The 25,329-nt window shown below is 73.5% G+C and carries 25 protein-coding genes, 1 tRNA gene and 1 riboswitch; of the genes, 16 read left to right on the top strand and 10 right to left on the bottom strand.

The features are described 5' to 3' along the window. The first annotated feature begins 66 nt into the window (after window positions 1-66). On the top strand, window positions 67-990 hold the full coding sequence (locus tag FB558_RS39945) for a type IV toxin-antitoxin system AbiEi family antitoxin domain-containing protein (RefSeq protein WP_170231781.1): 924 nt from the start codon (window positions 67-69) through the stop codon (window positions 988-990). Window positions 991-1,041: 51 nt separating this feature from the next. Here the strand turns inward: FB558_RS39945 and FB558_RS39940 are convergent, their stop codons facing one another. Beyond that, window positions 1,042-1,275 carry a mycoredoxin gene (locus FB558_RS39940; RefSeq protein ID WP_281288724.1) on the bottom strand — a complete coding sequence of 78 codons (234 nt, stop codon included), beginning with the start codon at window positions 1,273-1,275 and terminating at the stop codon, window positions 1,042-1,044. Between the two features lie 13 nt (window positions 1,276-1,288). Between FB558_RS39940 and FB558_RS39935 the strand changes: the two genes are divergently transcribed. From FB558_RS39935 to FB558_RS43650, 4 genes are all read left to right on the top strand, one after another. Continuing rightward, window positions 1,289-3,394: an ATP-dependent DNA helicase UvrD2 gene (locus FB558_RS39935; protein ID WP_142063943.1), complete on the top strand. Its 2,106-nt coding sequence runs from the start codon at window positions 1,289-1,291 to the stop codon at window positions 3,392-3,394. 117 nt (window positions 3,395-3,511) lie between these two features. After that, on the top strand, window positions 3,512-3,685 hold the full coding sequence (locus FB558_RS43655) for a hypothetical protein (RefSeq protein ID WP_170231780.1): 174 nt from the start codon (window positions 3,512-3,514) through the stop codon (window positions 3,683-3,685). A gap of 102 nt (window positions 3,686-3,787) precedes the next feature. Next, the gene (locus FB558_RS39930; protein ID WP_425468160.1) at window positions 3,788-4,165 is read left to right on the top strand and encodes a WhiB family transcriptional regulator; all 378 of its coding nucleotides are present in this window, start codon (window positions 3,788-3,790) and stop codon (window positions 4,163-4,165) included. Window positions 4,166-4,320: 155 nt separating this feature from the next. Further along, window positions 4,321-4,488 (top strand): hypothetical protein, encoded by a 168-nt coding sequence (locus FB558_RS43650; RefSeq protein ID WP_170231779.1) that lies wholly within the window; start codon window positions 4,321-4,323, stop codon window positions 4,486-4,488. A gap of 128 nt (window positions 4,489-4,616) precedes the next feature. On the opposite strand, the gene FB558_RS39925 is transcribed toward FB558_RS43650, so the two are convergent. Continuing rightward, on the bottom strand, window positions 4,617-6,470 hold the full coding sequence (locus FB558_RS39925; protein WP_142063937.1) for a bifunctional sugar phosphate isomerase/epimerase/4-hydroxyphenylpyruvate dioxygenase family protein: 1,854 nt from the start codon (window positions 6,468-6,470) through the stop codon (window positions 4,617-4,619). 155 nt (window positions 6,471-6,625) lie between these two features. Here FB558_RS39925 and FB558_RS39920 point away from each other — a divergent pair, with 155 nt between their 5' ends. Further along, window positions 6,626-7,282: a TetR/AcrR family transcriptional regulator gene (locus FB558_RS39920; protein WP_246107105.1), complete on the top strand. Its 657-nt coding sequence runs from the start codon at window positions 6,626-6,628 to the stop codon at window positions 7,280-7,282. A gap of 127 nt (window positions 7,283-7,409) precedes the next feature. Here FB558_RS39920 and FB558_RS39915 read toward each other — a convergent pair whose 3' ends face one another. Both FB558_RS39915 and FB558_RS39910 read right to left on the bottom strand, forming a co-directional pair. Further along, window positions 7,410-8,750, bottom strand: a complete 1,341-nt coding sequence (locus FB558_RS39915) for an ABC1 kinase family protein (protein WP_142063934.1) — start codon at window positions 8,748-8,750, stop codon at window positions 7,410-7,412. A gap of 46 nt (window positions 8,751-8,796) precedes the next feature. After that, complete coding sequence (locus FB558_RS39910) at window positions 8,797-9,840, bottom strand: TOMM precursor leader peptide-binding protein (protein ID WP_142063930.1); 1,044 nt, start codon at window positions 9,838-9,840, stop codon at window positions 8,797-8,799. Window positions 9,841-9,939: 99 nt separating this feature from the next. Here FB558_RS39910 and FB558_RS39905 point away from each other — a divergent pair, with 99 nt between their 5' ends. Beyond that, window positions 9,940-10,506, top strand: a complete 567-nt coding sequence (locus FB558_RS39905) for a M48 metallopeptidase family protein (protein WP_142063927.1) — start codon at window positions 9,940-9,942, stop codon at window positions 10,504-10,506. A gap of 157 nt (window positions 10,507-10,663) precedes the next feature. Here the strand turns inward: FB558_RS39905 and FB558_RS39900 are convergent, their stop codons facing one another. Continuing rightward, window positions 10,664-12,127 (bottom strand): zinc-dependent metalloprotease, encoded by a 1,464-nt coding sequence (locus FB558_RS39900; protein WP_142063924.1) that lies wholly within the window; start codon window positions 12,125-12,127, stop codon window positions 10,664-10,666. Between the two features lie 103 nt (window positions 12,128-12,230). Here FB558_RS39900 and FB558_RS39895 point away from each other — a divergent pair, with 103 nt between their 5' ends. The 6 genes from FB558_RS39895 (at window position 12,231) to crcB (ending at window position 18,450) form a co-directional block, all read left to right on the top strand. Beyond that, complete coding sequence (locus FB558_RS39895) at window positions 12,231-13,244, top strand: YlbL family protein (protein WP_142063921.1); 1,014 nt, start codon at window positions 12,231-12,233, stop codon at window positions 13,242-13,244. A 204-nt stretch (window positions 13,245-13,448) separates the two neighbouring features. Next, window positions 13,449-16,403 carry a UPF0182 family protein gene (locus FB558_RS39890; RefSeq protein ID WP_170231778.1) on the top strand — a complete coding sequence of 985 codons (2,955 nt, stop codon included), beginning with the start codon at window positions 13,449-13,451 and terminating at the stop codon, window positions 16,401-16,403. 224 nt (window positions 16,404-16,627) lie between these two features. Then, window positions 16,628-16,831 (top strand): DUF2283 domain-containing protein, encoded by a 204-nt coding sequence (locus FB558_RS39885; protein WP_142063915.1) that lies wholly within the window; start codon window positions 16,628-16,630, stop codon window positions 16,829-16,831. Window positions 16,832-17,196: 365 nt separating this feature from the next. Further along, window positions 17,197-17,270 (top strand) — tRNA-Met (locus tag FB558_RS39880). Between the two features lie 117 nt (window positions 17,271-17,387). Further along, a riboswitch (Fluoride riboswitch) is annotated at window positions 17,388-17,450 on the top strand. A 65-nt stretch (window positions 17,451-17,515) separates the two neighbouring features. Then, window positions 17,516-18,061, top strand: a complete 546-nt coding sequence (locus FB558_RS39875; protein ID WP_342787734.1) for a fluoride efflux transporter FluC — start codon at window positions 17,516-17,518, stop codon at window positions 18,059-18,061. Window positions 18,062-18,066: 5 nt separating this feature from the next. Next, window positions 18,067-18,450, top strand: coding sequence for a fluoride efflux transporter CrcB (gene crcB / locus FB558_RS39870; protein ID WP_142063912.1), 384 nt, complete (start codon window positions 18,067-18,069; stop codon window positions 18,448-18,450). Between the two features lie 12 nt (window positions 18,451-18,462). Here the strand turns inward: crcB and FB558_RS39865 are convergent, their stop codons facing one another. Then, complete coding sequence (locus tag FB558_RS39865; protein WP_142063909.1) at window positions 18,463-19,032, bottom strand: TetR/AcrR family transcriptional regulator; 570 nt, start codon at window positions 19,030-19,032, stop codon at window positions 18,463-18,465. Window positions 19,033-19,105: 73 nt separating this feature from the next. Between FB558_RS39865 and FB558_RS39860 the strand changes: the two genes are divergently transcribed. Further along, window positions 19,106-20,317, top strand: a complete 1,212-nt coding sequence (locus FB558_RS39860) for an MFS transporter (protein ID WP_170231777.1) — start codon at window positions 19,106-19,108, stop codon at window positions 20,315-20,317. Window positions 20,318-20,325: 8 nt separating this feature from the next. Here FB558_RS39860 and FB558_RS39855 read toward each other — a convergent pair whose 3' ends face one another. Then, entirely contained in the window at window positions 20,326-21,066 is a 741-nt protein-coding gene (locus tag FB558_RS39855) for a class I SAM-dependent methyltransferase (protein ID WP_142063906.1), read from the bottom strand. 41 nt (window positions 21,067-21,107) lie between these two features. Beyond that, entirely contained in the window at window positions 21,108-21,443 is a 336-nt protein-coding gene (locus FB558_RS39850) for a YnfA family protein (protein WP_142063903.1), read from the bottom strand. 38 nt (window positions 21,444-21,481) lie between these two features. On the opposite strand from FB558_RS39850, the gene FB558_RS39845 reads away from it, so the two are divergent. Further along, window positions 21,482-22,162 carry a cysteine hydrolase family protein gene (locus tag FB558_RS39845; protein ID WP_142063900.1) on the top strand — a complete coding sequence of 227 codons (681 nt, stop codon included), beginning with the start codon at window positions 21,482-21,484 and terminating at the stop codon, window positions 22,160-22,162. Then, window positions 22,159-22,389: an RNA-binding S4 domain-containing protein gene (locus tag FB558_RS39840; RefSeq protein ID WP_142063897.1), complete on the top strand. Its 231-nt coding sequence runs from the start codon at window positions 22,159-22,161 to the stop codon at window positions 22,387-22,389. Before FB558_RS39845 ends, FB558_RS39840 begins: the two co-directional genes overlap by 4 nt. A gap of 5 nt (window positions 22,390-22,394) precedes the next feature. Here FB558_RS39840 and FB558_RS39835 read toward each other — a convergent pair whose 3' ends face one another. Then, a complete protein-coding gene (locus tag FB558_RS39835; RefSeq protein ID WP_142063894.1) occupies window positions 22,395-24,434 on the bottom strand; it encodes an acyltransferase family protein in 2,040 nt (679 codons plus the stop codon). Further along, entirely contained in the window at window positions 24,394-25,167 is a 774-nt protein-coding gene (locus tag FB558_RS39830) for a transglycosylase SLT domain-containing protein (protein ID WP_142063891.1), read from the bottom strand. Before FB558_RS39830 ends, FB558_RS39835 begins: the two co-directional genes overlap by 41 nt. Window positions 25,168-25,329: the final 162 nt, after the last annotated feature.

Here is a 25,329-nt window from a genome sequence, read left to right as displayed (position 1 = left end):
TGTGTGCCGTGGCCCTATCTCCTCGTTCGGGCCCGCCGCGGTGCCTGCCGCGCGATTCTGTTCGGCGTGGAGCTCAGTCGCCGGTCGCAGCTGCTCGCCGCCGGGTTCTCCGACGACGAGGTGCGCCGCCTCGTCCGGGAGGGCCGGCTCACCCCGCTGCGCCGGGGGGTCTACGTCGAGGGCGCGGTGCCCGACGACGTCCTCGCCCGCCACGTGCTGCAGGTCGAGGCGGCGCTCGCCCAGCTCGCGGGCGATGCCGTCGTGAGCCACGTGTCCGCCGCAGTCCTCCACGGGCTGAGCATCTGGCGCGTACCGCTCGGCCGCGTCCACGTCACGCGGGCTCGGCGCAACGGGGGTCGCTGCGGGGTGCTCGTCCACGTGCACACCGCGGCACTGGATCCGGCGGAGGTCGTCACGATCGGCGGTCTTCGCGTCACGTCCCTCGCACGCACCGTCGCCGACCTCGCGCGGTCGCTGCCGTTCGAGCAGGCCGTCGTGCTGGCCGACTCCGCTATGTTCCACAGGCGCCGCGACCGCGTCGAGCGCGCCGACCTCATCGCGGCGCTCGAGCGCGCGCCCCGGTGGCCGGGAAGCCCCGCCGCGCGCCGAGTGATCGCCTTCGCGGAGGGCCTGAGCGAGAGCGTGGGCGAATCGCGCAGCCGCGTGGCCCTCGCGGCGGCCGGTGTGGCGCCGCCGGTGCTGCAGTGGAAGGTCCACGCCGCCGCGACCGGCGCCTTCATCGGGCGGGTGGACTTCGCCTGGCCGGAACGGCGGGTCGTCGCCGAGTTCGACGGCCTGGTCAAGTACGGACGCACGCTGCGGCCGGGCCAGGACCCGGTGGAGGTGCTGGTCGCGGAGAAGGTGCGGGAGGACGCCCTGCGCGCCGAGGACCTCGGCATGGTACGCTGGACCTGGGCAGACCTGCAGAACTTCCCCCCGGTGGCAGCGCGCCTGAACTCCCGCTTCCGCGCCACCGCACACAGGCAGTAGGGACGGCACAGACCGCGGGGCCTGTGTGCCGTCCCTACTCGATGTGTGCCGTCACGCCGCCAGTTCGGCGACCTTGTCCGCCACCACCGCGAACGGGGGGTTCGTCAGCGCCGTGCCGTCCGCGAAGCGGACCGTGGGCACGGTCTGGTTGCCGCCGTTCACGTTCTCGACGTAGGCCGCAGCCTCGGGATCGCGCTCGATGTCGACCTCCGTGTACGTGATGCCGGCCTGGTCCATCTGCAGCTTGAGCCGGCGGCAGTAGCCGCACCACGTCGTGGAGTACATCGTCACCTGAGCCATGCTGTCTTCAACGACCGCCGCCGGTCCTGTCTTCCCCTGGTGTCAGGATGGGGCGGTGAGTGCGCCCACCCTCGAAGCCGGCCTGGACGACGAGCAGCTCGCCGCGGTCACCGCCCCGCGCGGGCCGGTGTGCGTGCTGGCCGGCGCGGGCACCGGGAAGACGCGCACGATCACCCGGCGCATCGCGCACCTGGCGAGCACCGGGCACGTGGCGCCGGGCCAGGTCCTCGCCGTCACGTTCACCGCGCGCGCGGCCGGCGAGATGCGCACGCGGCTGCGGGCGCTGGGCGTCCCGGGGGTGCAGGCGCGCACGTTCCACGCGGCCGCGCTGCGCCAGCTGCGGTACTTCTGGCCCCGGGTGGTCGGGGGCCCGCAGTGGCAGCTGTTGGACGGCAAGCTGCGGCTCGTGGGGCAGGCGGCGGCGCGGGCGAAGGCGGGCACCGACGCCGCGTCGCTGCGCGACTTCGCCAGTGAGATCGAGTGGGCGAAGGCCAGCCTGCTCACCCCGGACGGCTACGCGGCCGCGGTCGCGAAGCTGCGCCGCGAGACCCCGGGCCCGGTCGAGCAGGTGGTGGCGGTCTACGCCGGGTACGAGGCGCTGAAGAACCGGGCCGAGATGCTCGACTTCGACGACCTGCTGCTGCACACGGCCGCGGCGCTCGAGGAGCACTCGGGCGTGGCCGAGGAGTTCCGCGACCGCTACCGCTGCTTCGTGGTGGACGAGTACCAGGACGTCACGCCGCTGCAGCAGCGGGTGCTCGACGCGTGGCTCGGCGAGCGCGACGACCTCACCGTCGTCGGCGACGCCAACCAGACGATCTACACCTTCGCCGGGGCCAGTCCGCGCCACCTGCTGGAGTTCCCGCGCCGGTTCCCGGAGGCCGTCGTCGTTCGGCTGCAGCGCGACTACCGCTCCACCCCGCAGGTCGTGGCCGCGGCCAACACCCTGATCGGCGCCGCGCGCGGTCGCGTGGCCGGCAGCAGGCTGCAGCTGGTCGGGCAGCTCCCGCCGGGGCCGGACCCCGACTTCACCGAGCACGACGACGAGCCGGCCGAGGCCGCCGCCGTCGCGAAGAAGATCGCGCGGATGGTCGCCGACGGCACGCAGGCCAGCGAGATCGCGGTGCTGTTCCGCATCAACGCCCAGTCCGAGGTGTACGAGCAGGCGCTCACCGAGGTCGGCGTGCCCTACCAGGTGCGCGGGGGAGAACGGTTCTTCCAGCGCGCCGAGGTGCGCCGGGCGATGATCGCGATCCGTTCCGCCGGTCCGGTGGACGCGCCGCTCGTCGACGCCGTGCGCGCGGTGCTCGGGCCGGTCGGGCTCACCGCGGAGCCGCCGTCGGGAGCGCAGCAGCGGGCGCAGTGGGAGTCGCTGCTGGCGATCGTCGAGCTGGCGGAGGAGCTGGTGGCGGTGGAGCCCGCCGCCGACCTGCCCCGGTTCGCCGCGGAGCTGGAGACGCGCGCCGACGCCGCCCACCCGCCCACCGTGCAGGGCGTCACGCTCGCGTCGCTGCACGCCGCGAAGGGCCTGGAGTGGGACGTCGTGTTCCTGGTCGGGCTGGTCGACGGCACGCTGCCGATCCAGCACGCCGACGGCGACGACGAGGCCATCGAGGAGGAGCGCAGGCTGCTCTACGTCGGCATCACCCGGGCCCGGCGGCAGCTCGCGCTGTCGTGGGCGCTGTCGCGCCAGCCCGGTGGGCCGCGGCGGCGCAGGCGCAGCCGGTTCCTCTACGGCCTCATCCCCGACGAGCACCCGGCTTCGCGCATAGCGAACGGCGGGCGCGGCGCGTCCAAGCCGCGCTGCCGCGTCTGCGGCTCGCCGCTGATCGGCACGGACGCCCTGAAGCTGCGGCGGTGCGGCGACTGCCCGTCCGATGTGGACGTCGAGCTGCTCGACCGGCTGCGCGGCTGGCGGGCCGACGAGGCCAAGGAACAGCAGGTACCGGCATACGTCGTCTTCACCGACGCCACGCTCACCGCGATCGCCGAGCACCGCCCGGCCGACACCGCCTCGCTCGTGCGGATCCCGGGCATCGGCGCGCGCAAGCTCGACCGGTACGGGGAGGCCGTGCTCGGTCTCGTCGCCGAGTCGGGTAGTTGATCGGAGAAGTTCCGTTAAATCAGTTGTGCGGCCTGACCTGGTGTCTCTAACGTAGCTCCTCGACGGACCTCGACAGCCCGTCCTCTGCCACGACCTCACCCTGAAGGGGGTGCCCCGATGACCCTGATGACGACTTCCGTCGCCACCGGCCGCGGCACCCGCCTGCACGTGGAGTCCGTGGTCCCGACGTACGCGCGCGCGTGGAAGCAGCGCCCGGCCGTCGTCATCCGCGGTGGCTTCGGAACCGATAACAGCACAGGTGTGTCCGCAGAGGAGCGTCGTCATCTCTAGACGCCCACAGCCACTGGGCCAGAAGAACCGAGGCCGCGGACCCCACCAGGGATCCGCGGCCTTTTTGTTTGTCCTGCACGACCACTACCGCAGGAGGTTGAAGTGCTAGTCCGATCAGTTCCGTTGGACGGCGGAACGATCACATCAGAGGAGCTCGGCGGCGACTCCGCCACCGCGCTCGGGTCCCTGCTCGACGCGGCACCCCGCGCCGGGCTGGACCTCCCGTGCCGCTCCGGCGACGCGGACCTGTGGTTCGCCGAGGCTCCCGCGGAGCTGGAGCGGGCCAAGGCGCTCTGCACGGCCTGCCCGATCAAGGCCGAGTGCCTCGCCGGCGCGCTCAGCCGGGAGGAGCCGTGGGGGGTCTGGGGCGGCGAGATCTTCGAGCGCGGGGTCGTGATCCCGCGCAAGAGGCCTCGCGGCCGCCCGAGCAAGGCCGACCTGGCCCGTGACAGGGCCTACGCCGCGGCCATGTCCGCCTGATCACAGGTGCCCTGACCGCGCCTGATCCGCACCGCCCAGCCCGTAGGTCCCGCGAGGACCCGCCATCCAGGAGACCGATACCGATGACCGACTTCACGACACCGACCACAGTCACCCCGACGCGACCCGCCGTGCGGGGCCGGGAAGGAATCGAGATGTTGCTCCACGAAGCACTGGCGAGATCCCGACACCAAGAGGCGGTGGCGGCCGCCCGGGAGTACGCGCTGGCCCGGCGGTTCACCGCCGGTCGCCGTTGGGCGTCGCTCGCCGGGTACGCCGCACGGCGCGCCGAGCGGGCCCGCTCCGCGGCCCGGACGGCATAACCGCCCGTGAGTGGATACGAGTGCTCGGGCACTCGTATCCACTCACCGTCCTCCCTCGCTGCGCTCGGTCGACCGCTTCGCGGACCACGCTGTGTCCATGGTTCGCTCGCTGCGCTCGCTCACGACCGTCACCGTCGGGAACGCACCGACCGCAGCCGCCGGTGCGCCGCCATCCGGACGGGGGCGTCGGCGGTGCCGTAGCCGTCGTACGCCCCCACCCGTTGCACGAGCTGGAAGAAGACGCGCCCGCCGAGCACCTCGGTGCTGACGTGCAGGTACTCGCCGTGCTCGTCGCGGTCGCAGAGCACGCCGAGCTCGCGCATCGCGGCGAGCCGGCCGGGGTCCGGGGCCAGCCGGGCGTCGAGGTCGTCGTAGTAGTTGTCGGGGATCGCGAGCAGGGGAGCGCCCGCCTCCCGCGCGGCACGGGCCGTCGCCAGCACGTCGTCGGTCGCGAACGCCACGTACTGCGGCGCCACCACCCCCGGCGACCACTCCCCGCGCCGCAGCAGGGCCACCGACAGCGCGATCCGCACGCCCGCGTCGGCGTCGCGCACGCCGCGGTGGCGCACCAGCCCGAACGGCGCGGCGACCTCGGTGGCCGACTCCGGCCGCAGCCCGAGCACCGAGCGGTAGAACAGCACGGCCTCGTCGAAGTGGTCGAACGGCTGGGTCAGCCCGACGTGGTCGATGCCGGTGATGCCGGTGCCGTGCGCCGCGGAGGCACCGGTCGGGGTGAAGTCGGAGCGCCACCCGGCCGCCGTGTCGGTCCGGCAGAAGAACACCTCCGTGCCGTCCGGGGCCGCGACAGCCGCGAGGTCGGCCTCGTCCGCGGCGTGCGGGCGCTCGAGCACGGGCGCGCAGAGCGCCTCGGCCCGTCGCGCCGAGCTCACGGGGTCGGCCGACTCGATCCCCAACGCGGTGATCGCCGCCCCGGCCGCCCGGTGGGCGGTGGTGTTGAGCAGCACCCGGGCGTCGCCGCGCTCCCACAGGTCCACCGGCTTGCTCCGGTGGTGCCCGGTGCGGGTCAGGCCGAGCGCGGCGAGCACCGACGCGACCTGGGGTGCGCCCGCGTCGTCGACCCCGAGCTCGGCGAACGCGTGCCCGCCCAGCCGCGGCGGCGCGGGCGCCCCCGGCCCGGCGCCGAGGGTCGGAACCCGGTCCGCGACGGCCTCGGCGAGTGCCAGCAGCGACCGGCGGGCGTCCACCGCGGTGCGGGTGGGGTCGGACTGGCGGAACACGTCGTTGAACACCTCGAGCGACAGCGGCCCGCGGTAGCCGGCCGCCAGGACGGGCGCCAGGAAGGCGGGCAGGTCGAACGACCCCTGGCCGGGGAACAGCCGGTGGTGGCGGCTCCACTGCAGGACGTCCATCGACAGGTGCGGCGCGTCGGCGAGCTGCAGGAAGAACAGCTTGTCGCCGGGGATCGCCGCGATGCCCGCCGGGTCGGAGCCGCGGGAGAGGATGTGGAAGCTGTCGAGGCACAGCCCGAGAGCCGGGTGGTCGGCGCGGGCGACCACCTCCCACGACCGCTCGAAGGTGTTGACGAACGTGCCCCACGCGAGCGCCTCGTACGCCAGCCGCAGGCCGCGCGCGCCCGCCCGCTCCGCGAGGACGTACAGCTGCTCGGCCAGCCGGTCGACGTCGGCCACGGCGTCGGGGGACACCGACGAGCACACCAGCACGGTGTCGACGCCCAGCGCCGTCATCACGTCGAACTTCCGCTCGGCACGCCGCAGCGAGGCGGCGAACCGGTCCGCGTCGGTGGAGTCGAGGTCGCGGAAGGGCTGGTAGAGCTCGATCGTCAGGCCCAGGTCGGCGCAGCGCACCCGAATCTCACCGGGGGAGAGCGGCGAGGCCACGAGGTCGGGCTCGAACACCTCCACCCCGTCGAAGCCCGCGGCCGCGGCGGCGGCGAGCTTGTCCTCCAGGGTGCCGGACAGGCAGACCGTGGCGATCGCGGTTCGTTCGGCCGACCCGGGCACGGGAGCCCTCCTCCGTCGTGTTCGTCAGCTCTGCGGTGTGCCGTCGCGGGCGTGGTGTGAACGTACTGGCTAGTTAGTTGTACCGTCCGGCGTCGCCCGCGGGAAGCCCTGCGCCCGCGTTCTAGAGTCGGGCCACCACCTGCGAGGAGGGTTCCGTGGCCGCACCCCTGCCCGAGGGTCCGCCGCCCGAGCGGCAGCGCGACGCCGAGCGGACGCGAGCGGAGATCCTCGACGTCTCCACCCGGGAGTTCTCCGACCGCGGGTACGCGGGCGCCCGGGTCGACGAGATCGCCGCGAAGACCAGCACGACGAAGCGGATGATCTACTACTACTTCGGCAGCAAGGAGCAGCTCTTCGTCGCGGTCCTCGAGCGCGCGTACACCGGCATCCGCGCGCTGGAGCAGGAGCTCGACGTCGACCACCTCGAGCCGCGCGAGGCCATCCGCAGCCTGGCGGCGCTCACGTTCGACCACCACGAGGCCCATCCGGACTTCATCCGGCTGGTGAGCATCGAGAACATCCACCGCGCGGAGCACATCGCGACCTCGTCGATCCTGTCCGGGCTCGCGAACCCGGCCCTCGACGTGCTCGGCCGCATCCTGGCGCGGGGTCGGGCGGCCGGGCTCTTCCGCGACGACGTCGACGCGCTCGACGTGCACCTGGTGATCAGCTCGTTCTGCGTCTTCCGCACGGCCAACCGGCACACCTTCACCGCGATCTTCGATCGGGACCCGCTGGATCCGCTGCGCCGCGAGCACTACCGGGAACTGCTGGGCGACATGCTCGTGGCCTACCTGACCACGCCGGCCTGACGAGACGAGGGACTCGCGCTGCCGGAACGGGAGACTCGCCTCCGCCCGCGCGAGTCTCCCGCCCGGACAGCGCGAGTCTCCCGTTCGGACTGCGCGAGTGTTGCGTTCGGACAGGGGGAGTGTCGCGTCAGGCGTGGCGGCCGGCCGACTCGTCCTCGGCGTCGAACACCCACGGCTGCCAGCGCCCGACGATGCCGCGCAGCGCGACGTCGGCGTCGAGCTGGCAGAGCACCCCGAGCGTGCCCATCGTGACGCGGTGCACCAGCAGGTACTGCGGGGGCAGGTTGAGCTCGCGGCCCACCTGGAACTCCGGACGCCGCAGGTCTCCCACCCGCTCCGCCTGCCGCTGCAGCCAGCGCCGGTTGAACCGGAACGTCTCGGTGCGCAGCGGCTCGGTGAACGGCGCGAGGTACTCGACCGCCTCCTCGGCGGCCAGCGGTGACGCCGCCCGCACGAAGCCGTGGTCGCGCAGCAGCTGCAGCAGGGCGACCGGCTCGTCCTCCAGCGCGAGGCGCACCATCACCGACAGGGGCCGCGGGAGCCCGTGGGGCAGGCGGGCGACGGCGCCGTAGTCGAGGACCATGAGGCGCCCGTCGTCGAGGACCTGGAAGTTGCCGGGGTGCGGGTCGGCGTGCAGCAGCCCGACGCGCGCGGGCGCCGAGTAGTGGAACTCGGCGAGCAGCGCGGCCGCGCGGTCGCGGTCGTCCTGGCTGCCGCCGCGGATGACGTCGGAGAGCCGCTGCCCGGTGACCCACTCGGTGACCATCGCGCGCGGGGCCGACGCCACCACCCGCGGGACCTTGATCTTGTCGTCGCCGTCGTACGCGGCAGCGAACGCCCGCTGGTGCTCGGCCTCGTCGCGGTAGTCGAGCTCCTCCTCCATGCGTTCGCGCAGCTCGGCGATCAGCGGCTTGATCTCCAGGCCGGGTACGAGGGGCTGCATGATGCGGCTCATCCGGGACAGCTGCCGCAGGTCCGAGCGCAGTGCCTCGTCGGCGCCGGGGTACTGCACCTTCACGGCGACGTCCCGGCCGTCGCGCCAGACCGCGCGGTGGACCTGCCCGATGCTGGCCGCCGCCGCGGGGGTCTCGTCGAAGTCGCGGAAGCGCTCGCGCCACCCACGGCCGAACTGCTCGGCCAGCATCCGGTGGACGTCCGCACTCGGCATGGGGGGTGCCGCGGACTGCAGCTTCACCAGCGACTCGCGGAACGGCGCCGCGTACTCGTCGGGGATCGCGGCCTCGAACACGGACAGGGCCTGGCCGAACTTCATCGCGCCGCCCTTGAGCTCACCGAGCACGGCGAACAGCTGCTCGGCGCTCTTGGCCATCATCTGGGCCGAGATCTCGTCGCCGTCGCCGCCCGCCAGCCGCCTGCTCCAGCCGGCGGCCGCGCGGCCGGCCACGCCGAGCGGCAAGCTGGCGAGCTTGGCCGTGCGAGCCGCCGTCCGACGGGGGATGTCGGTCACGTCGTCACCTCGGCGGGGGCCCCGGTGTTGCGGCTCGTGAGCTCGTTCACCCCTCGATTGTGTCCCCAGCGCGACCTTCCGCGCATGTCGCTGCACCGTGTCTCGTCCCACCGCGCGCCGCACCGCACCCGCAGGAGGGATGCGGCGACCAGCCGCGCCGGGTGAGAACGGCCTGATCGACGTCGAGCTCCACGGTGGCGTCCACCGTGGGCACCGGCTCCGCTCCCGGGCCGGTGAGGGCGTCGAGCGCGGCGAGGGCCTGCGCGGTGGCGAGTCCCGCGGTGGCGGCGACGCACGCCGGATCGGCGTTCCCCGGTGTGCCGACCAGCTGCGCGGACACCGTCGGCCAGCCCGGGTCGCGCGCACACCGTTCGAGCTCGAGGCAGCCGAGGCAGGTGGTGCGCCCGGGCAGGACCAGCGGCCCGACGATCCCGGCGCCGTCGCGCAGCCGCACCGGCAGGTGCGCGGTGCCGTCCGCGTGCAGCGCGGCGACGTGCACCGGATCGGACGCGGCCGCGTCGGCCAGCACGACGAGATCGGGCACGACCCGTTGCGGCGGCGGCCCGGTGCGGGCTCCGGGGAGCAGCCGCTCCAGCGCGGCGGCGGTGGCCGCCTCCCGCGCACGGCCGCGGTCGGCGTCGACGTAGCCGGTGCCGAGGTCCGCGGCGAGCACGGTGCCGGACGTCGTGACGTGCACCGCGCCGACCCCGGCCGCCGCCAGCCCGAGCAGCACCCCGACGGCGAGCGGGCCGCCCCCGGCGACGAGCACGGTGCTCTCCGCGCGCCGCCGTTCCCGGCGTTCGGCTCCCGCGGCGTCGATCACGGCACCGGCCGCGAGGAGCTCGCGCAGCAGCCCTTCCGCCTCGACCGCGGCCGCGCCGCGGGCGACGGCCCGCCCGACGAGCTGCGCGGTGGGAACGGGGCGGGCGAGCTCGTCCAGCATCTCGGCGAGCGCGTGCGGGAGGTCCTCGACGGCGAGCGCCGAGGCGGGATCGAGGCCCAGCAGCCGGGAACCGGGGCCGAGTCGCAGCACGGAGCGGTGGGGCGGCAGCCGGAGTGCGTCCGGCAGCGGAGCGGGAGGCGCGGTCATGACCCGATCGTCGACCAGGGACCCGTCGGCCCGCTCCCGCTGTCCACAGCCCCTGTGGATGAATCCGGCCCGGCCTGCACGGGGCACTAGGCTGGCCCGATGGCGCAGCCCGCGGTCGTGGAGGTCCGGCGCAGTGACCGCCGCCGGCGCATGGTCAGTGCCCGGCGCGAGGGCGACACGGTCGTCGTGTTCATCCCCGGCTGGATGAGCGACGCCGAGGAACGCCGGTGGGTGGACGAGATGGTCCGCAGGCTGGAGCGCAGCGAGGCGCGCCGCCGCTCGCCCGGCCGCACCGGCGACGACGCGCTGCAGCGGCGCTGCACGGAGCTCTCGCGGCGCTTCCTGGACGGCAAGGCCCGGCCCACGTCGGTGCGCTGGGTGCCGCCGATGCGCACGCGGTGGGCGTCCTGCACCCCGGCGGACGGCACCATCCGGATCAGCGAGCGGCTGCGCGACGCCCCGGGCTGGGTGGTCGACTACGTGCTGGTGCACGAGCTCACGCACCTGCTCGAGCCCGGCCACGACGCGCGCTTCTGGGCCTGGGTGCACCGCTACCCCCGCGCCGAGCGCGCGATCGGCTACCTGGAGGGTCTGTCCGCGGCCGCAGGCCTCGGGTTGACGGGCACCGACGGCGACGAGCCGGAGGCCACCGAGGCGGCAGGCTGACGCTCGCCGTCGCGCCGGCCACCCGGTCCCGTCCGCTCGCACGCACCTGACGATGCCGGCACAGGCATCCGGGTGCCTGTGCGGGCCGCGGAGGTGTGTGCGGGCGTCCCAGGCCTGCCGCGTGGACCGAGTGCGCCCTCGGGCCCGCCGCGCGCGGTCAGCTCTGCCGCGGACCCCCGGTGTCGTCGGGGCCGTCGGTCTTGTCGGGTCCGTCGGACTCGTCGGCGCGCTGAGCGCGCTCGGCGCCGCTGCCCTCCTCCGGAGCCTTCTCGCCTGCCAGCTTCTCCAGCTCGGCGATCGGGTCGGCCAGCTCCGCGCGCCCGACGAACCCGGCGGGGTCGTCCAGGTCGTCCGCGGACGGGACGAGGTCGGGGTGGGCCCACAGCGCGTCGCGGCCTGCCACGCCGCGCTGCTCGCCGAGCAGCTTCCACAGCTCGGCGGCGGCCCGGAGCCGGCGGGGGCGCAGCTCAAGCCCGACGACCGTGGCGAACGCCTGCTCGGCGGGACCACCGGCGCCACGGCGGCGGCGCAGCGTCTCGCGCAGCGCGTCAGCGCCGGGGAGCCGCTCGCCGACGGCCTCGGCCACGACCGCATCGACCCAGCCCTCGATCAGCGCCAGCAGGGTCTCGAGCCGGGCGAGGGCGGCCTTCTGCTCCGGTGTGGTCTCCGGCTCGAACATGCCCGACTGCATCGCCTCCTCGATCGCGGCCGGGTTGGACGGGTCGATGCCGCGGGCGAGCTCCTCGATCCGCGAGGAGTCGACGCGGATGCCGCGCGCGTACTCCTCGACCGTGCCCAGCAGGCGCTCCTTGAGCCACGGCACGTGGGCGAACAGGCGCTGGTGCGCGGCCTCGCGCGCGGCGAGGAAGATCATCACCTCGCTGGACGGGCGGTCGAGGTCCTTCGTGAGCTTCTCGACGTTCTCCGGCAGCAGGGCGGCCACCCGGTCGGGCCCCACGGGCACGCCGATGTCGGTGGAGGTGAGGACCTCGGCGGCGAGCTGGGCGAGGCCGTTGCCGAGCTGGCTGCCGAACGCGAGCCCGCCCATCTGGCCGAGCATCGCGATCATCGGACCCGCCGCGGAGCGGACCTCCTCGGGCATGGCCTCCACCCACGCGCTCGAGACGCGCTGGGCGACCGGGTCGCACAGCCGCTTCCAGGTGGGCAGGCTGGCGTCGACCCACTCGCTCGCCGACCACGCCTTGGTCTCGGTGGCGCCCGCCGGGAAGTCGGTGGCGGCGTCGAGCCACAGCTCGGCGAGCTTCACCGCGTCGCTGACGGCCGCGCGCTGCGCGCCGGTGAGCGACGAGGTCGTGGCCGCGAGGCGCTGGCGTGCCATCTGCGCGGCGAGGTCGTAGTTGACCGGACCGTCGCCGCTGTTCTGCGCCTGGCTGAGCATCTGCCCGAGCTGGGTGAGCATCTGGCCGAGCTGGTTGACATCGAAGCCACCCGCCCCGCCGGGCATGCCCGGCATCCCCGGGAATCCACCCCCGGGCATGCCGGGGATGTCGCCGAACCCGAAGGGATCGGCGGGCCCGTCGCCACGGCGCTCGGCCTCGCGGCGCCGCTCGTCGTCGGGGTCGCGGTCGGCGGATCCGAAGCCGAACGGGATGTCACTCATGGCGTCCACGGTACGCGGGTCGCCGCTGCTCAGCTGTTCGCGCTGGGCCGCAATCCGCCACCGTGCGAAGACCCCACGAGGCCGCCCCATAGGCTGTGAGGTCGTGAATCGTCGGACGTGGACCGCCGCCTCCGCGGGCATGCTGGCGCTGGCCCTCGGGGTGCTCGGTGCCACGCTGCCCGTGCCCATGGTGGCGCTGGGGCCCGGGCCGACCTACGACACCTTGAGCGAGATCGAGGGAGATCCCGTCGTCACGGTCGAGGGCCAGCCGTCGTACCCGACGTCGGGACAGTTGAACATGACCACCGTGTCGGTCACCGACCGGTTGACGATGTTCTCGGCGTTGGGGTTCTGGGCGGCGTCCGACAGCCAGGTGGTGCCGCGCGAGCCGATCTTCCCGTCGGACATGTCGCTCGACGAGATCCAGGAGCAGAACACCGCGCAGTTCTCCTCGTCGGAGGCGAACGCCGAGGCGGCCGCGCTCGCGGAGCTGCAGATCCCCGCCACGGTCGTCGTGTCCGCCCTGGTGCCCGACACCCCTGCGGCCGCCGTCCTCCAGCCCGGCGACGAGCTGCTCGCGGTGGCGCAGCAGCCGATGGACTCGGTGAGCGAGGTCTCCGAGCTGCTGACGACGACGCGGCCCGGTGACGCGGTCACGGTGCGGTTCCGGCGCGGGGCGGAGGTGCGGGAGCAGGACATCACCCTGGTGGCCCGGCCGGACGGCGCGCAGGGCATGCTCGGTGTGATCCTCGGCGCCGTGCTGCGGGACGGCGACATCCGGATCAGCCTCGGCGGGGTCGGCGGACCGTCGGCGGGTCTGATGTTCTCCCTCGCCGTGGTCGACAAGCTCACCCCCGGCGAGCTCACGGGCGGCCGCTTCATCGCGGGCACCGGCGCGATCGACGCGAGCGGGACGGTCACACCGATCAACGGGATCCCGTTCAAGATGGCGCGCGCGCACGACGAGGGCGCCACGGTCTTCCTCGTCCCGGACGCCAACTGCGCCGAGGCGGTGGAGACCAACCCCGGCCTGCAGCTCATCCGCGTCACCGCGCTGCACGACGCGGTACTCGCCCTCGAGGCGCTGAACGCCGGACAGCCCGTCCCGTCCTGCTGACCCGACTCCGCGCGAGTCGGTGTCGCAGGTAACGAACCGGACATAAGAGGCCCGAACGGGAACTCCACACCGTGTCCGTAGAGTTGGGACAGCAGGGCGCGCGGCCAGCCTGGCCGGGGGCGATCCGAGCACGTCGCCGCCGCACCGGACCGGTACGGGCGCCTCGCAGCCCACACCCGAACTGCTGGAGCGTGCCCTGTGGCCATGCGGCCCCCGGTGGGAGCCCCGTCGCTGACCCGCCGAACCCGGATCCTGCTCGCCGTCGCCGGGCTGCTGGTGCTGCTGCTGCTGGGTGGCTCACGTCTGATCAACTTCTACGTCGACTGGCTGTGGTTCGGCGAGGTCGGCTTCCGCGGCGTGTTCACCACGGTCCTGTTCACGCAGATCGTGCAGTTCCTGGTCGGCGCCCTGCTGATCGGCGGCCTCGTGGCGCTGTCGCTGTGGATCGCCTACCGCACGCGGCCGGTCTTCGTGCCCGTGAGCGGGCCCGAGGACCCGATCGCGCGCTACCGCACCGTCATCATCCAGCGGCTGCGGCTGTTCGCCATCGGCATCCCCGTGGTCATCGGCGTGATCGCGGGCCTCGCCGCCCAGGGCGACTGGCAGACCGTGCAGATGTTCCTGAACTCCACGCCGTTCGGCGTCACGGACCCGGAGTTCAACATCGACGTCAGCTTCTACGCGTTCCAGCTGCCGTTCCTGCGCTACGTGCTCGACTGGCTGTTCGTCGCGGTCGCCATCAGCTTCGTGGTGTCGCTGGTCACGCACTACATCTTCGGCGGCATCCGGCTCACCGGGCGGGCGGGCCAGGTCTCGTCGGCGGCGAGGGCGCAGCTGGCGATCCTCGCCGGCGTCTTCGTGCTGCTCAAGGCGGTGGCCTACTACCTCGACCGCTACGAGCTGCTGTTCAGCCAGCGCAGCGACATCTTCACCGGTGCCACCTACACGGACCTCAACGCGGTGATGCCGGCGAAGCTGATCCTGCTGTTCATCTCGGTGATCTGCGCCGCGGCCTTCTTCGCCGCGGTGTTCCGCCGCAACCTGCAGCTGCCGGCCATCGCCACCGTGCTGCTGGTGCTCTCCAGCGTCCTGATCGGGGCGGCCTGGCCGCAGGTGCTGCAGCAGTTCTCGGTGGCGCCCAACGCGCAGCAGCGCGAGGCGCTGTCGATCGAGCGCAACATCGAGGCCACCCGTCAGGCGTTCGGGCTCACGGACATCAACGAGATCTCCTACAGCGGGCAGTCCGAGGCCACCCCGGCCGAGGTCCGCGCCGAGACGGCCACGATCCCCAACATCCGGCTGCTCGACCCGGCGAAGGTCGAGCGGACGTTCACCCAGTTCCAGCAGCTGCGTGCCTTCTACGGCTTCCCGGCGCAGCTGGACATCGACCGCTACCAGGTCGACGGGCAGCTGCAGGACTACGTCGTGGCGCTGCGGGAGCTGGACACGAGCGGGCTCTCCGGCAACCAGACCGAGTGGATCAACCAGCACCTGGTCTACACGCACGGCAACGGGATGGTCGTCGCGCCGGCCAACGCGATCAACGCCGAGCTCGAGGACGAGGGCGGCGAGGGCGGCCTGCCGGTGTTCACGAGCATCGACACCGGCACGGCGGACAACCCGGACATCCCCGAGAGCCTCCGCGTGGCGGAGCCGCGCACCTACTACGGCGAGCTGATGGACACCTACTCCATCGTGGGCGCCGAGGAGGGCGGGCCGCCCGTCGAGTACGACTCGGACACCGAGCGCTACACCTACGCGGGCCAGGGCGGCGTGCCGCTGGGCAACATCGTCAACCGGCTGGTCTTCGCGCTGTTCTACGGCGAGCGGAACATCCTGTTCAACAGCTCGATCAACGAGAACTCGAAGATCATGTACGTGCGCGACCCGGCGGACCGGGTCCAGGCGGTGGCGCCGTGGCTCACCACCGACGGCGACCCGTACCCGGCCGTCGTGGACGGGCGCATCAAGTGGATCGTCGACGGCTACACCACGCTCGAGAACTACCCCTACGCGGAGCGCACCCCGCTCGGCGAGTCGACCGCCGACGCGCTGCAGCCCGGCCAGGGCGGCGTCCGCCCGGAGCTCGACCGCGACGTCAGCTACCTGCGCAACTCGGTGAAGGCCACCGTCGACGCCTACGACGGCACGGTCGACCTGTACGCGTTCGACGAGGCCGACCCCGTCCTGCAGACCTGGATGAAGACGTTCCCGGGCAGCGTCAAGCCGGCCGCCGAGATCAGCGACAGCCTGCGGCAGCACCTCCGGTACCCGGAGGACCAGTTCAAGGTCCAGCGGGAGCTGCTCACGCGCTACCACGTCGACACGCCGGGCGACTTCTACAACAACGTGTCGTTCTGGAACGTGCCGTCCGACCCGTCGCCGCAGAACACGGGTGGTAGCGGCGGTGCGCTCCCGCAGCCGCCGTACTACGTGCTGGCCGGCCAACCCGGGCAGCCGGGCTCCACCGATCCCGGGTTCCAGCTCACCAGCGCGCTGGTGTTCCAGGAACGTGAGTTCCTGTCCGCCTACCTCTCGGTGAGCTCCGATCCCGAGACGTACGGGCAGATGACCTTGCTCCGATTGCCCGACAACACCACGACCCAGGGCCCACAACTCGTGCAGAGCCGGCTCATCAGCTCGCCCGAAGTGAGTGAGCAGATCGGTCTGCTCTCGCGCAACGGGCAGAGCACGGTGGAGTACGGCAACCTGCTGACGTTGCCGGTGGCCGGCGGACTGCTGTTCGTGGAACCCGTGTACATCGAGCGGGCCAACCAGGAGAGCAGCTATCCGCAGCTGGCGCGGGTGCTGGTCTTCTACAACGGCCGGGTCGGCTTCGCCCCGGGTCTGCAGGCAGCGCTCGACCAGGTGTTCGGCGCGGGTGCCGGCGCGGCGGTGCCGACGGCGCCGGGCGCCCCGGCGCCGGCGGAGGCCGGTGCCGCGCCGGCTCCCGCAGGAACTCCGGGCACGCCCAGTCCGCAGGTCGCCACGGCGGCCACGGCGATCCAGCAGGCCATCGCCGACCTGCGGGCGGCCAACCAGAGCGGTGACTTCGCCGCACAGGGCCGGGCGTTGCAGGCGCTGGACGCGGCGGTGCAGCAGTTCCAGCAGGCGAACGGGCAAGCCCCCGCGGCTCCCGCTCCGACGCCGGGCGGCTGACCCGGCCCGAAAAGCCGGCACACCCTGGAGCCGTACTGCTGTCTCAGAGCTTCTGAGCGGCAGTGCGGCTCCTTCGGTGGTTCCGGGGCCGGCTCCGGGTCCCGACGCTCGTCCACGCCCCCCGTCTGCGCCGACGCCACCCGTCGACGGGGTGCGTGGACCGAAACCGGGGGCGTGACCGACGACCACCCGCCCGGGCACGATATTCGGCAGGAGCGGATGCGATGGATCTCACGTACGACCCTTCGGCGAATGCCGCCTATCTGGCGCTCGGCCCCCGGGCGGAGGGTGACGTCGCGGAGAGCATCCCGGTGACGAGCCGGGCAGGCGATGTCGGCCTTGTCGTCGACCTGGCCTCCGATGGTCGGGTGCTGGGGATCGAGTTCCTCGACGCGTCGCGGCAGCTGCCGGGCTGCATCGAGGGCTGACCGTGCACGGCGAGGCGTCTCAGCGTTCCCGAGATCGCTCTCCGCCACGTACGTTCGTCGGGCCGCAGCTCCCACACCGACATCGGCTTCACACACCGATTCCTGCGCTCGGACACCGACTGCAGTTGCTGCGTGAACGCGGAAGTCGGTGTGTCAGCGCGGCGCGCGCCGGTCGGCCGGAGGGCCACCACGGCCGAGAGGCCGCGCCGCCCCAGCACCGGCACGGCCCGGATCAGCGTGCGCGATCGTCGCAACACGGTTCCCGGCCTGGTCAGCGGCTTGCTCCGGCCGTAGGGGACCCCCCTGCAGGAGCGTTTCGGGGAGGTGTACAGTTAGAGGCACAACAGCAAAGAGGTACACCACGGCGCGGGGTGGAGCAGCTCGGTAGCTCGCTGGGCTCATAACCCAGAGGTCGTAGGTTCGAATCCTACCCCCGCTACTACCGCGAAGACCCCCAGGAGATCTCCTGGGGGTCTTCGCATGTCCGGGTCCTGCAGTGCGCGACGTCGCCAGGCGCATGAGGTCCGGCACGCCGAGCCGGTCGGCCGAGTAGCGTTGCCGCGCAGGCGATGGGGCTCGCCTTCGACCGCCCGCCCGGGCTGATGGCTCCTACCGGCATGGCGGAACTGCGGGTGGCGCCGGCGAGCACGGACTTGCTCCGGCGGATGCGTGCGAGGGGCGGCGGTGGTCGAGGGCAGGCGTGATCAGGAGCGGGCCGAGGCGTCCGAGCCGCGGCAGCCGGAGGGCGGCGGGCCCGGGGTCGTCGACCCCGACGTCGATCTGCGGGTACCGGCGCAGCGCCGCGAGACCGCAGGGCGCCGGTGGGACGTGCTGGGGGCGATCGCGGCGGGTGGCGTGCTGGGTGCCGAGGCGCGCTACGCGCTCGCGGTCGTGCTGCCGCACGGCCAGGCGGACTGGCCGTGGTCCACGTTCCTGACGAACGTGTCGGGGTGCGTCCTGATCGGGGTGCTGATGGTCGTGATCACCGAGCGGGTGGCGCCGCACCGGCTGGTCCGGCCGTTCCTGGGGGTGGGGGTGCTGGGTGGCTACACCACCTTCTCCACCGCCACCGTGGACGCGCTGTCCCTGGTGCAGGCGGGCCGGCCGGTCGCCGCCCTGGGCTATGCCGTCGCGACGCCGGTGCTGGCGGTCGTGGCGTGCGTGCTCGGGGTCGTGGGGACCCGGCTGCTGCTCGGGCACGCTGCGTGGCGGGCGGGGGCCGGCAGGTGAGCGGGTTGACGGCGCTGTGGGTGGCGCTCGGCGCCGCGGTCGGCGCACCACTGCGGTACACGCTCGACCGGGCGGTGCAGGCCCGCTGCGGCAGCCGGTTCCCGTGGGGCACGTTGACGGTCAACATGGTCGGCTCGGTGGTGCTCGGCGCGCTCACCGGCGCCGCCACGGCGCTCCCGGTCGGGGTGGTCCCGGCCGCGTTGCAGGCGGCGGTGGGCACCGGGTTCTGCGGCGCGCTGACCACCTACAGCACCTTCAGCTACGAGAGCGTCGCCCTGCTCGAAGGTCGGCGCCCGGCCTCCGCGGCGGCGAACCTGGTCGGCAGTGTGGTCGCCGGGCTGCTGCTGGCCGGGCTGGCGTGGTGGGCCGTGCACCTGGCCCTGACCTGATCGCGCTGCGGCTCACCCGGCGCCCCCGGTGATGCGGTGCACCGCCTCGAACACCGTGGCGCTGTCATGGGGTTCGGTGTCGAGGGCGCGGTGCAGCGTCAGGCCCTCGATCAGCGCGTCCAGCAGGCGCGCGGTCGTCGGGTCGAAGTGCCGTTCGAGCGCGGCGCGGCTGCGGGCCATCCAGGCGTTGGTGATCCGCCGGTAGCGGGGGTCGCGGGCGGCCAGGGTGTAGAGCTCCTGGGTCAGGACGAGGTCGCGCTGGTCGGCCAGGGTGTGGCGGGTGATCAGGTCGGTGACGGCGCGCCGCGCGGAGGCGAGGTCGTCGGCGGCGGCCATCTGCTGCACGAACCGGTCGCTCACGGAGTGGGCGAAGCGGGTGAAGGCTTCGTGCAGGAGCTCGTCGATGCCGGCGAAGTGGTAGGTCATCGACCCGAGCGGGACGCCGGCGGCCGCGGCCACCCTCCGGTGGGAGGTGCCTGCGACGCCGGACTCGGCGATCACGTCGAGGCAGGTGTCGATGATGCGGTCGCGCCGGTGCGGGTCGAAGCGGCGGGTCGGCGTGGTGCGCTCGTTCCCGGTCATGGTCCTGCCTCCCCGTGCTCCTGAGGCGGTGTTCACAGCTCGCCACTCCGACGCGATGCGTACGATCGTACGCATGAGCGTGGAGTCCGTGGCCGGGCCGGCCCTGGAAGACCGGCGCGCGCGTGCCGCGGTGGCGGCGCTGTTCTTCACGAACGGCGCGCTGTTCGCCAACCTGATCCCGCGCTACCCCCAGATCAAGGACGACCTGGGCCTCAGCAACGCCGTCTACGGGCTGTCGGTCGCGGCGTTCCCCACCGGCGCGATCCTCGCCGGAGCGGCCGCCGGGGTGCTCGTGCGCCGCTTCGGGTCGGCGAGGGCGGCGACGGCCGGCACGGTGCTGACCGGTGCGGGCGCGCTCGTCGCCGGTGTCTCGCCCTCGGTGTGGGCGTTCGCCGCCGCGTTGTTCCTGGCCGGGGCGATGGACGCGATCACCGACGTGGCGCAGAACGCCCACGGGTTGCGGGTGCAGCGCCGGTACGGCCGCTCGATCATCAACTCCTTCCACGCCGTCTGGTCGATCGGCGCGGTGACCGGCGGCGCGATGGCCGCCGGGGCGATCGCCGCGGGCCTGCCGCGGGGGATCCACCTGGCCGTCTCCGCGGGGCTGTTCGCCGTCGTCGCACTGGTGGCCCTGCGGTTCTGCCTCCCGGGCCCGGAGACGGAGCCCGCCGACGAGGCCACCGCCGCCGGTCGGAACGCATCCGGCGGCAGCCGGGGGATCGGCAGCCGTACGGCGCTCGTCGTCGCGGCTCTGGTGCTCATCGCCATGGCCGCCACCGTCGTGGAGGACGCGGGCAACTCGTGGGCCGCGATCTACCTCTCCGGCCCGCTCGCCGCCCCCGTCGCCGTCGCGGCCTGGGGGTACATCGCCCTGGTGGGTGCGCAGTTCGTCGGGCGCCTGTGCGGGGACCGGCTCGTCGACCGGTTCGGGCAGCGCACGGTCGCGATCGCCGGTGGGCTGGTGGCCGCGGGCGGCATGGGACTCGCACTGGCGTTCCCGACCGTTCCCGGGACGATCCTGGGGTTCGCGGCGGCCGGCCTGGGCGTGGCCACACTGGTGCCCGCCGCGATGCACGAGGCCGACGAGCTCCCGGGCCTGAAGGCGGGCACGGGCCTGACCGTCGTCTCCTGGTTGATGCGGCTGGGCTTCCTGCTGTCGCCGCCCGTGGTCGGTGCGGTCGCCGACGCGAGCAGCCTGCGCCTGGGCCTGGTCGTGGTCCCGGCGGCCGGCCTGCTCGTCGTCGTCCTGGCCGGCGTGCTCTCCCAGAGGCCTCGCCGATCCTGAGCCAGCCGTCAGCGCAGGTGCGTGGCGTCGAGCCACAGGAAGAGGGGCAGGCGGTTCCACCGCGCGACCGCGGCGTCGCCGTTCCCGGCCTCGCCCGGGCGGGGCTCGTGCAGCGCCGTGATCGCCAAGCCCGCGTCGGTGAGAGCGGCGGTGTAGTCGTGCAGCGGGTGGGACCAGCCGGCGAAGTGCATCACGTGCCCGCCGCGCTGCTCGGTGCCGACGAAGTGCTTGCGCTCGTAGTAGCTGCCCCTGACCTCGAAGACGGCCTCGGGCCCGTCGTCGGCGAACGCGCCGCGGTCGATGAACGGGTGGACGATCGAGATGGTCAGGTGGCCGCCCGGAGCCAGGACGCGGGCGGCCTCCGCGACGGCCGCAGGCATGTCCGGCACGTCCATCAGCACGTTGTAGGCCACCACGCGGTCGAACTCGCCGTCGTCGAAGGGCAGGTCGGCGGCGTCGGCGAGCCGGTAGCGGTCGGCGGAGCCGGCCTGCTCGGCGGCGGCGAGCAGGCTCGGGGAGATGTCCGTGGCCGTCACCCGGTGACCCAGGTCGGTGAGCTCCCGGGAGATGCGCCCCTCACCGCATCCGATCTCCAGGGTCGAGGCGCCGGGCGCCGGCACGAACTCGCGGAACCGCTCGCGGTAGGACCAGAAGACGTCGTGACCGGGCTCGCGTGCCCAGCGGGTCCATTCGGCGGCGTGGGACTCCCAGTGCTGTGCGGCGTCGTGTTCGGGGGATTGATCGACCATGGGATGAGGGTGACCCCGGCGCGCCGCCGGGCCAACCCGTTTCAGGCGCCGCGGGGCCCGTACATGATCACAGCGACGCCGACGAGGCAGATCGCGGCGCCCATGACGTCGTAGCGGTCGGGCCGGAAGCCGTCGACCGCGACGCCCCACAGCAGGGAGCCGGCCACGAAGACCCCGCCGTAGGCGGCGAGGATCCGTCCGAAGTGCGGGTCGGGCTGCAGCGTGGCGACGAAGCCGTAGGCCCCCAGCGCCAGTACTCCGGCCCCGACCCAGAGCAGGCCGCGGTGCTCCCGCACGCCCTGCCAGACGAGCCAGGCACCGCCGATCTCGGCCAGGGCGGCGAGGACGAACAGGACGATCGAGCGCGCGACGACCACGCTGCGGAATCTAGCTCCCGCCCTGCGATGCTCGGCCGGTGACGAGCAGGCCGCACGACTGGTCCGTTCCCGAGCGCGAGTACGCCCGCCAGGAGTCGCGGCGGGGGCGTCGGTACGCCTACGAGACGCTCGACCCGGCCCGCACCGCCCTCGTCGTGATCGACATGGTGACGTTCTTCGCCGACACCGGTCCGTACTTCCACGGCATCGTGCCGAACGTCAACGCGCTGGCGTCGTCGGCACGTGCGGCCGGGGCGTCGGTGGCGTGGGTGCTGCCCGCGGTCGCTCCTGCCACGGACTGGGCGGTCGGATTCTTCGGTGACGCCGTCGCGGCGGCGTTCGCCGGGTCCGGCGGCACCGGCCCGCTGCCGGCGCGCCTGTGGCCGGGGCTCGACGCGCGGCCGGGAGACGTCTGGGCCGAGAAGAGCGCGTCCAGCGCGTTCTTCCCGGGGCGGTCCACGCTCCCCGCCGCCCTGGCCGAGCGCGGCGTCGACACCATCCTCGTGGCGGGCACGGTGACGAGCGTCTGCTGCGAGTCCAGCGCGCGCGACGCCGCCACGCTCGGCCATCGCGTGATCGTCGTGGCCGATGCCACGGCCGACGTGGTGGACTCCGCGCACAACGCATCGTTGCGGACGGTCTACCGCACGTTCGGGGACGTGCGGTCCACGGCCGACGTGCTCGCGCTGCTGGCACCGTGCGGGACGATGGAACGATGAGCCGTGCACCGATCCAGGACGTCCCGATCGTCGAGGACCCGATCCGGCTCGGCCAGTTCCTCAAGCTGGCCGGGCTCGCCGAGCACGGTGCGCACGCCCGCGAGCTGCTGGAGGCCGAGGAGGTCCAGGTGAACGGGCGGTTGGAGACGCGCCGGGGGGCGCAGCTGCGCGCCGGGGACGTCGTCGCCGTCGGCGGGCAGCGGGCGCGGCCGGTCCACGGCACGTAGGCGCGTCAGCCGACGGCCGCGACGACCTGGTCCTCGATGACGAGCGCGAGGGTTGCGGCGTAGGCGGCCGTGAGGTGGTTGTCGTCGAGGTAGACCAGGACGTTGCCGATCTCGGCCGGGCAGCGGGTCTCGTCGCAGACGACGTCGGCCAGGTCGAGGAAGGTGACGCCGCCCGGCACGTCCTCGCGGAGCGCGTAGGGCGGCTCGGGCGCGTAGACGTCGTCCCGGTCCGCGCCGCACCCCTGCGCGTCACGGCCATGCCGGCGGACGCAGTCGGGCACCGAGTGGTCGAACCGCGGGTTGTCGCGGACGGCGAGCACGGGGATGCCGAGCTCGTCCAGCTCCGCCCACCGCTCGACGAATCCGGACGGCGTCTGCTCGGTGCGGCCGCTGCGGACGTCGCGACTGGCGAGGGTGACGACGGCGTCGGGTCGGAGCGCGGCGATCTCGGCCGCCGCCGCGTCGTTCCAGGCCGCGCACCCGGCGTCGTCCGGGTCGACCTCCGACGCGGTCGAGAACGGGCAGGCGCCGCGGAGCATGGTGGTCAGCTGCCAGCCGTGCTGCGCGGCGATCGGGATGAGCGCGCCGGTGAGCTGCTGCAGGTGCGAGTCCCCGACCACCACGATCCGGCGGTCCGGCGGTGACTCCACCGGCTGGGTGCAGACGTCGGTGCGGAACCCGGGGAGCGGGGAGCAGTCCCACTCGTCGACCCGCACCCAGTCCTCGTTCACCGACACCGGCGCCGGGAGCAACGGGGCCGGTTCGGGCGCACCGTCGGCGAGCGCGACGGCGCCGGGGTTCTCGGGTCCGCCGAGCCCGTCGGACGGACGGTCGCGCTGCGTGGCGGCCGCCTGCCACAGCGACGCGGCGAGCAGGACGACGGTCAAGGTGGCCGCGCCGAACCGGTAGGCGTCGCCGACGCCGACGGGAAGCCGCAGGGCCGGGGCCTCGACGAGGCGCGAGGTGAGCACCGCGAGCAGGACCGAGAGGGCGAGCACGGCGAGGCCGCCCAGCGGCCCGACGACGTCGCGCTCGCGGCTCGCCATGTACAGCACGAGCAGCGGCCAGTGCCACAGGTAGAGCGGGTAGCTCAGGTCGCCGAGCCGCCGCACCGGCGGCCACGTCAGGAGGCGGTCCACGCCGTAGCGGGAGCGCGTGACGCCTGCCTGCAGCACGAGCACCGCGCAGACGACCGGCCACAGGGCGGCCCAGCCGGGGAACACCGAGGCGCCGTCGAGCACGAACCCGCAGGCGAGCAGGCCGAGCACGCCGATCCAGCCGAAGGCGACGCGCTCGTCGCGCGTCCACGGGATGCGGTCGATCCACAGCGCCAGCAGCCCGCCCAGCGCGAACTCCCACACCCGGGTCAGCGAGTGGAAGTAGGCCTGCGGCTGGTCGGTCGCGGTGAGCGCGACCGAGAAGGACAGGGAGGCGATGAACACCCCGAGCAGCACCAGCGTCAGGTGGGTGTGCAGGCGGTGGACGGCGTGCCGCGCGACGAGCGCCACCAGGGCGACGAGCAGCGGCCACACCACGAAGAACTGGACCTGGATGGACAGCGACCAGAAGTGCTGCACCACGCTCGTGGTGTTCGAGCGGGCGGCGTAGTCGACGGCGTCGGCGGCCAGCTGCCAGTTCTCCACGAAGAACGCGCTGGCGACGATCTCGCGCACGGTCTGCTGCCAGCGCGCCTCGGGCAGCAGCACCGCCCCGGCGACGACGGTGCCCAGCAGCACGGTCGCGGCGGCCGGCAGCAGCCGCAGGATCATGCGGCTCCACCGGCGGCGCAGCTCGAGCGGACCCCGGCAGGCGGCGCGGGCGAGCTGCCCGGTCAGCAGGAAGCCCGAGATCACGAAGAACACGTCGACGCCGCCGGACACCCGGCCCGTCCAGACGTGGTGGAGGACGACGAGCGTGACGGCCAGCGCGCGCAGGCCCTGCAGCTCGGGGTGGAAGGTGCGCGGCGGAGCGGCGGAACCCGGGCGAGCGAGGGCCGGGGGCCGCTCAGTACCCGACGTAGCTCCCCGCGCTGTTGCTGCGGCCACCCTTCTCGAGGGTGTCCATGCCGTAGTTGTCGATCATGTACCGGACCCCGGCGGTGATGTTGGCGACCGGATCGGTGATCGGGCGGCCGTCGAGCTCGGGGTGCACGTAGTGCTTGTAGGTCGAGGGGATCGTCTGCATCAGGCCCTGCGACGGGGTGCCGCGGCGGGCGTTGCTGTCCCAGTTGTTGATCGCGCGCGGGTTGCCGCCCGACTCGGCCATGACGATCTTCTTGACGCCGGAGGCGAGGTCCTGCGGCAGGTCGAGGACCTGCAGGGCCTCGGCGATCCAGCCGTCCACCCCACCACGCTCGATCAGCGCGGCGATGCGGGCTTCCTCGCGGGCCTGCTCCGCGTGGAGCTCGGCGATCTCGGCCCCCTGGACGAGGCGGGCCAGGTGCTCGTCCGCCGGGACCGACTCGGCCGCGAGCTCGACGGGGAGTACGGCGACCGACGCCACGCCCGTTGCGGCCGCCGACTCGAGCGCGCTGCTCTCGGCCGCCAGCATGGCGTCGAGGGGGGCGTCCGCCGCGGCGGTGGTGGTGGTTCCGTCGGCGGGGGTGGGGAGGAGCGCGGTGAACGCGCCCGTGGCGACGGCGCCGACGGCCGCGGTGGTGGCCAGCACCGTCGTGCCGAGCGACGGCCCGGCGGGCGGCGGCCGGTGAGCGGCCTGGTGGCGGCCCGTCTGGGAGGTGCGGGGCGCGCGCACACCACGGGGGGAGCGGTGACCTGCCACGTAGCAACCCTTTCAGCGCTGGGGAGCGATCTGCTCGCGGCGCTGCCGGTCGGGGGTCCGGGGACCGGGTGGGGAGTCCCGGTCCTGCTGCGCTCGTGATCAGATCGTGACGCTGGGCAACACCTTATGACGAGTCGTCGGTGCGTACAAGAGGATCACCTG

Source organism: Pseudonocardia kunmingensis, from assembly GCF_006716445.1.
GTDB lineage: Bacteria > Actinomycetota > Actinomycetes > Mycobacteriales > Pseudonocardiaceae > Pseudonocardia > Pseudonocardia kunmingensis.
The sequence above is the reverse complement of the archived record's forward strand: the minus strand, read 5'-3'. Positions and strand labels throughout refer to the sequence as shown.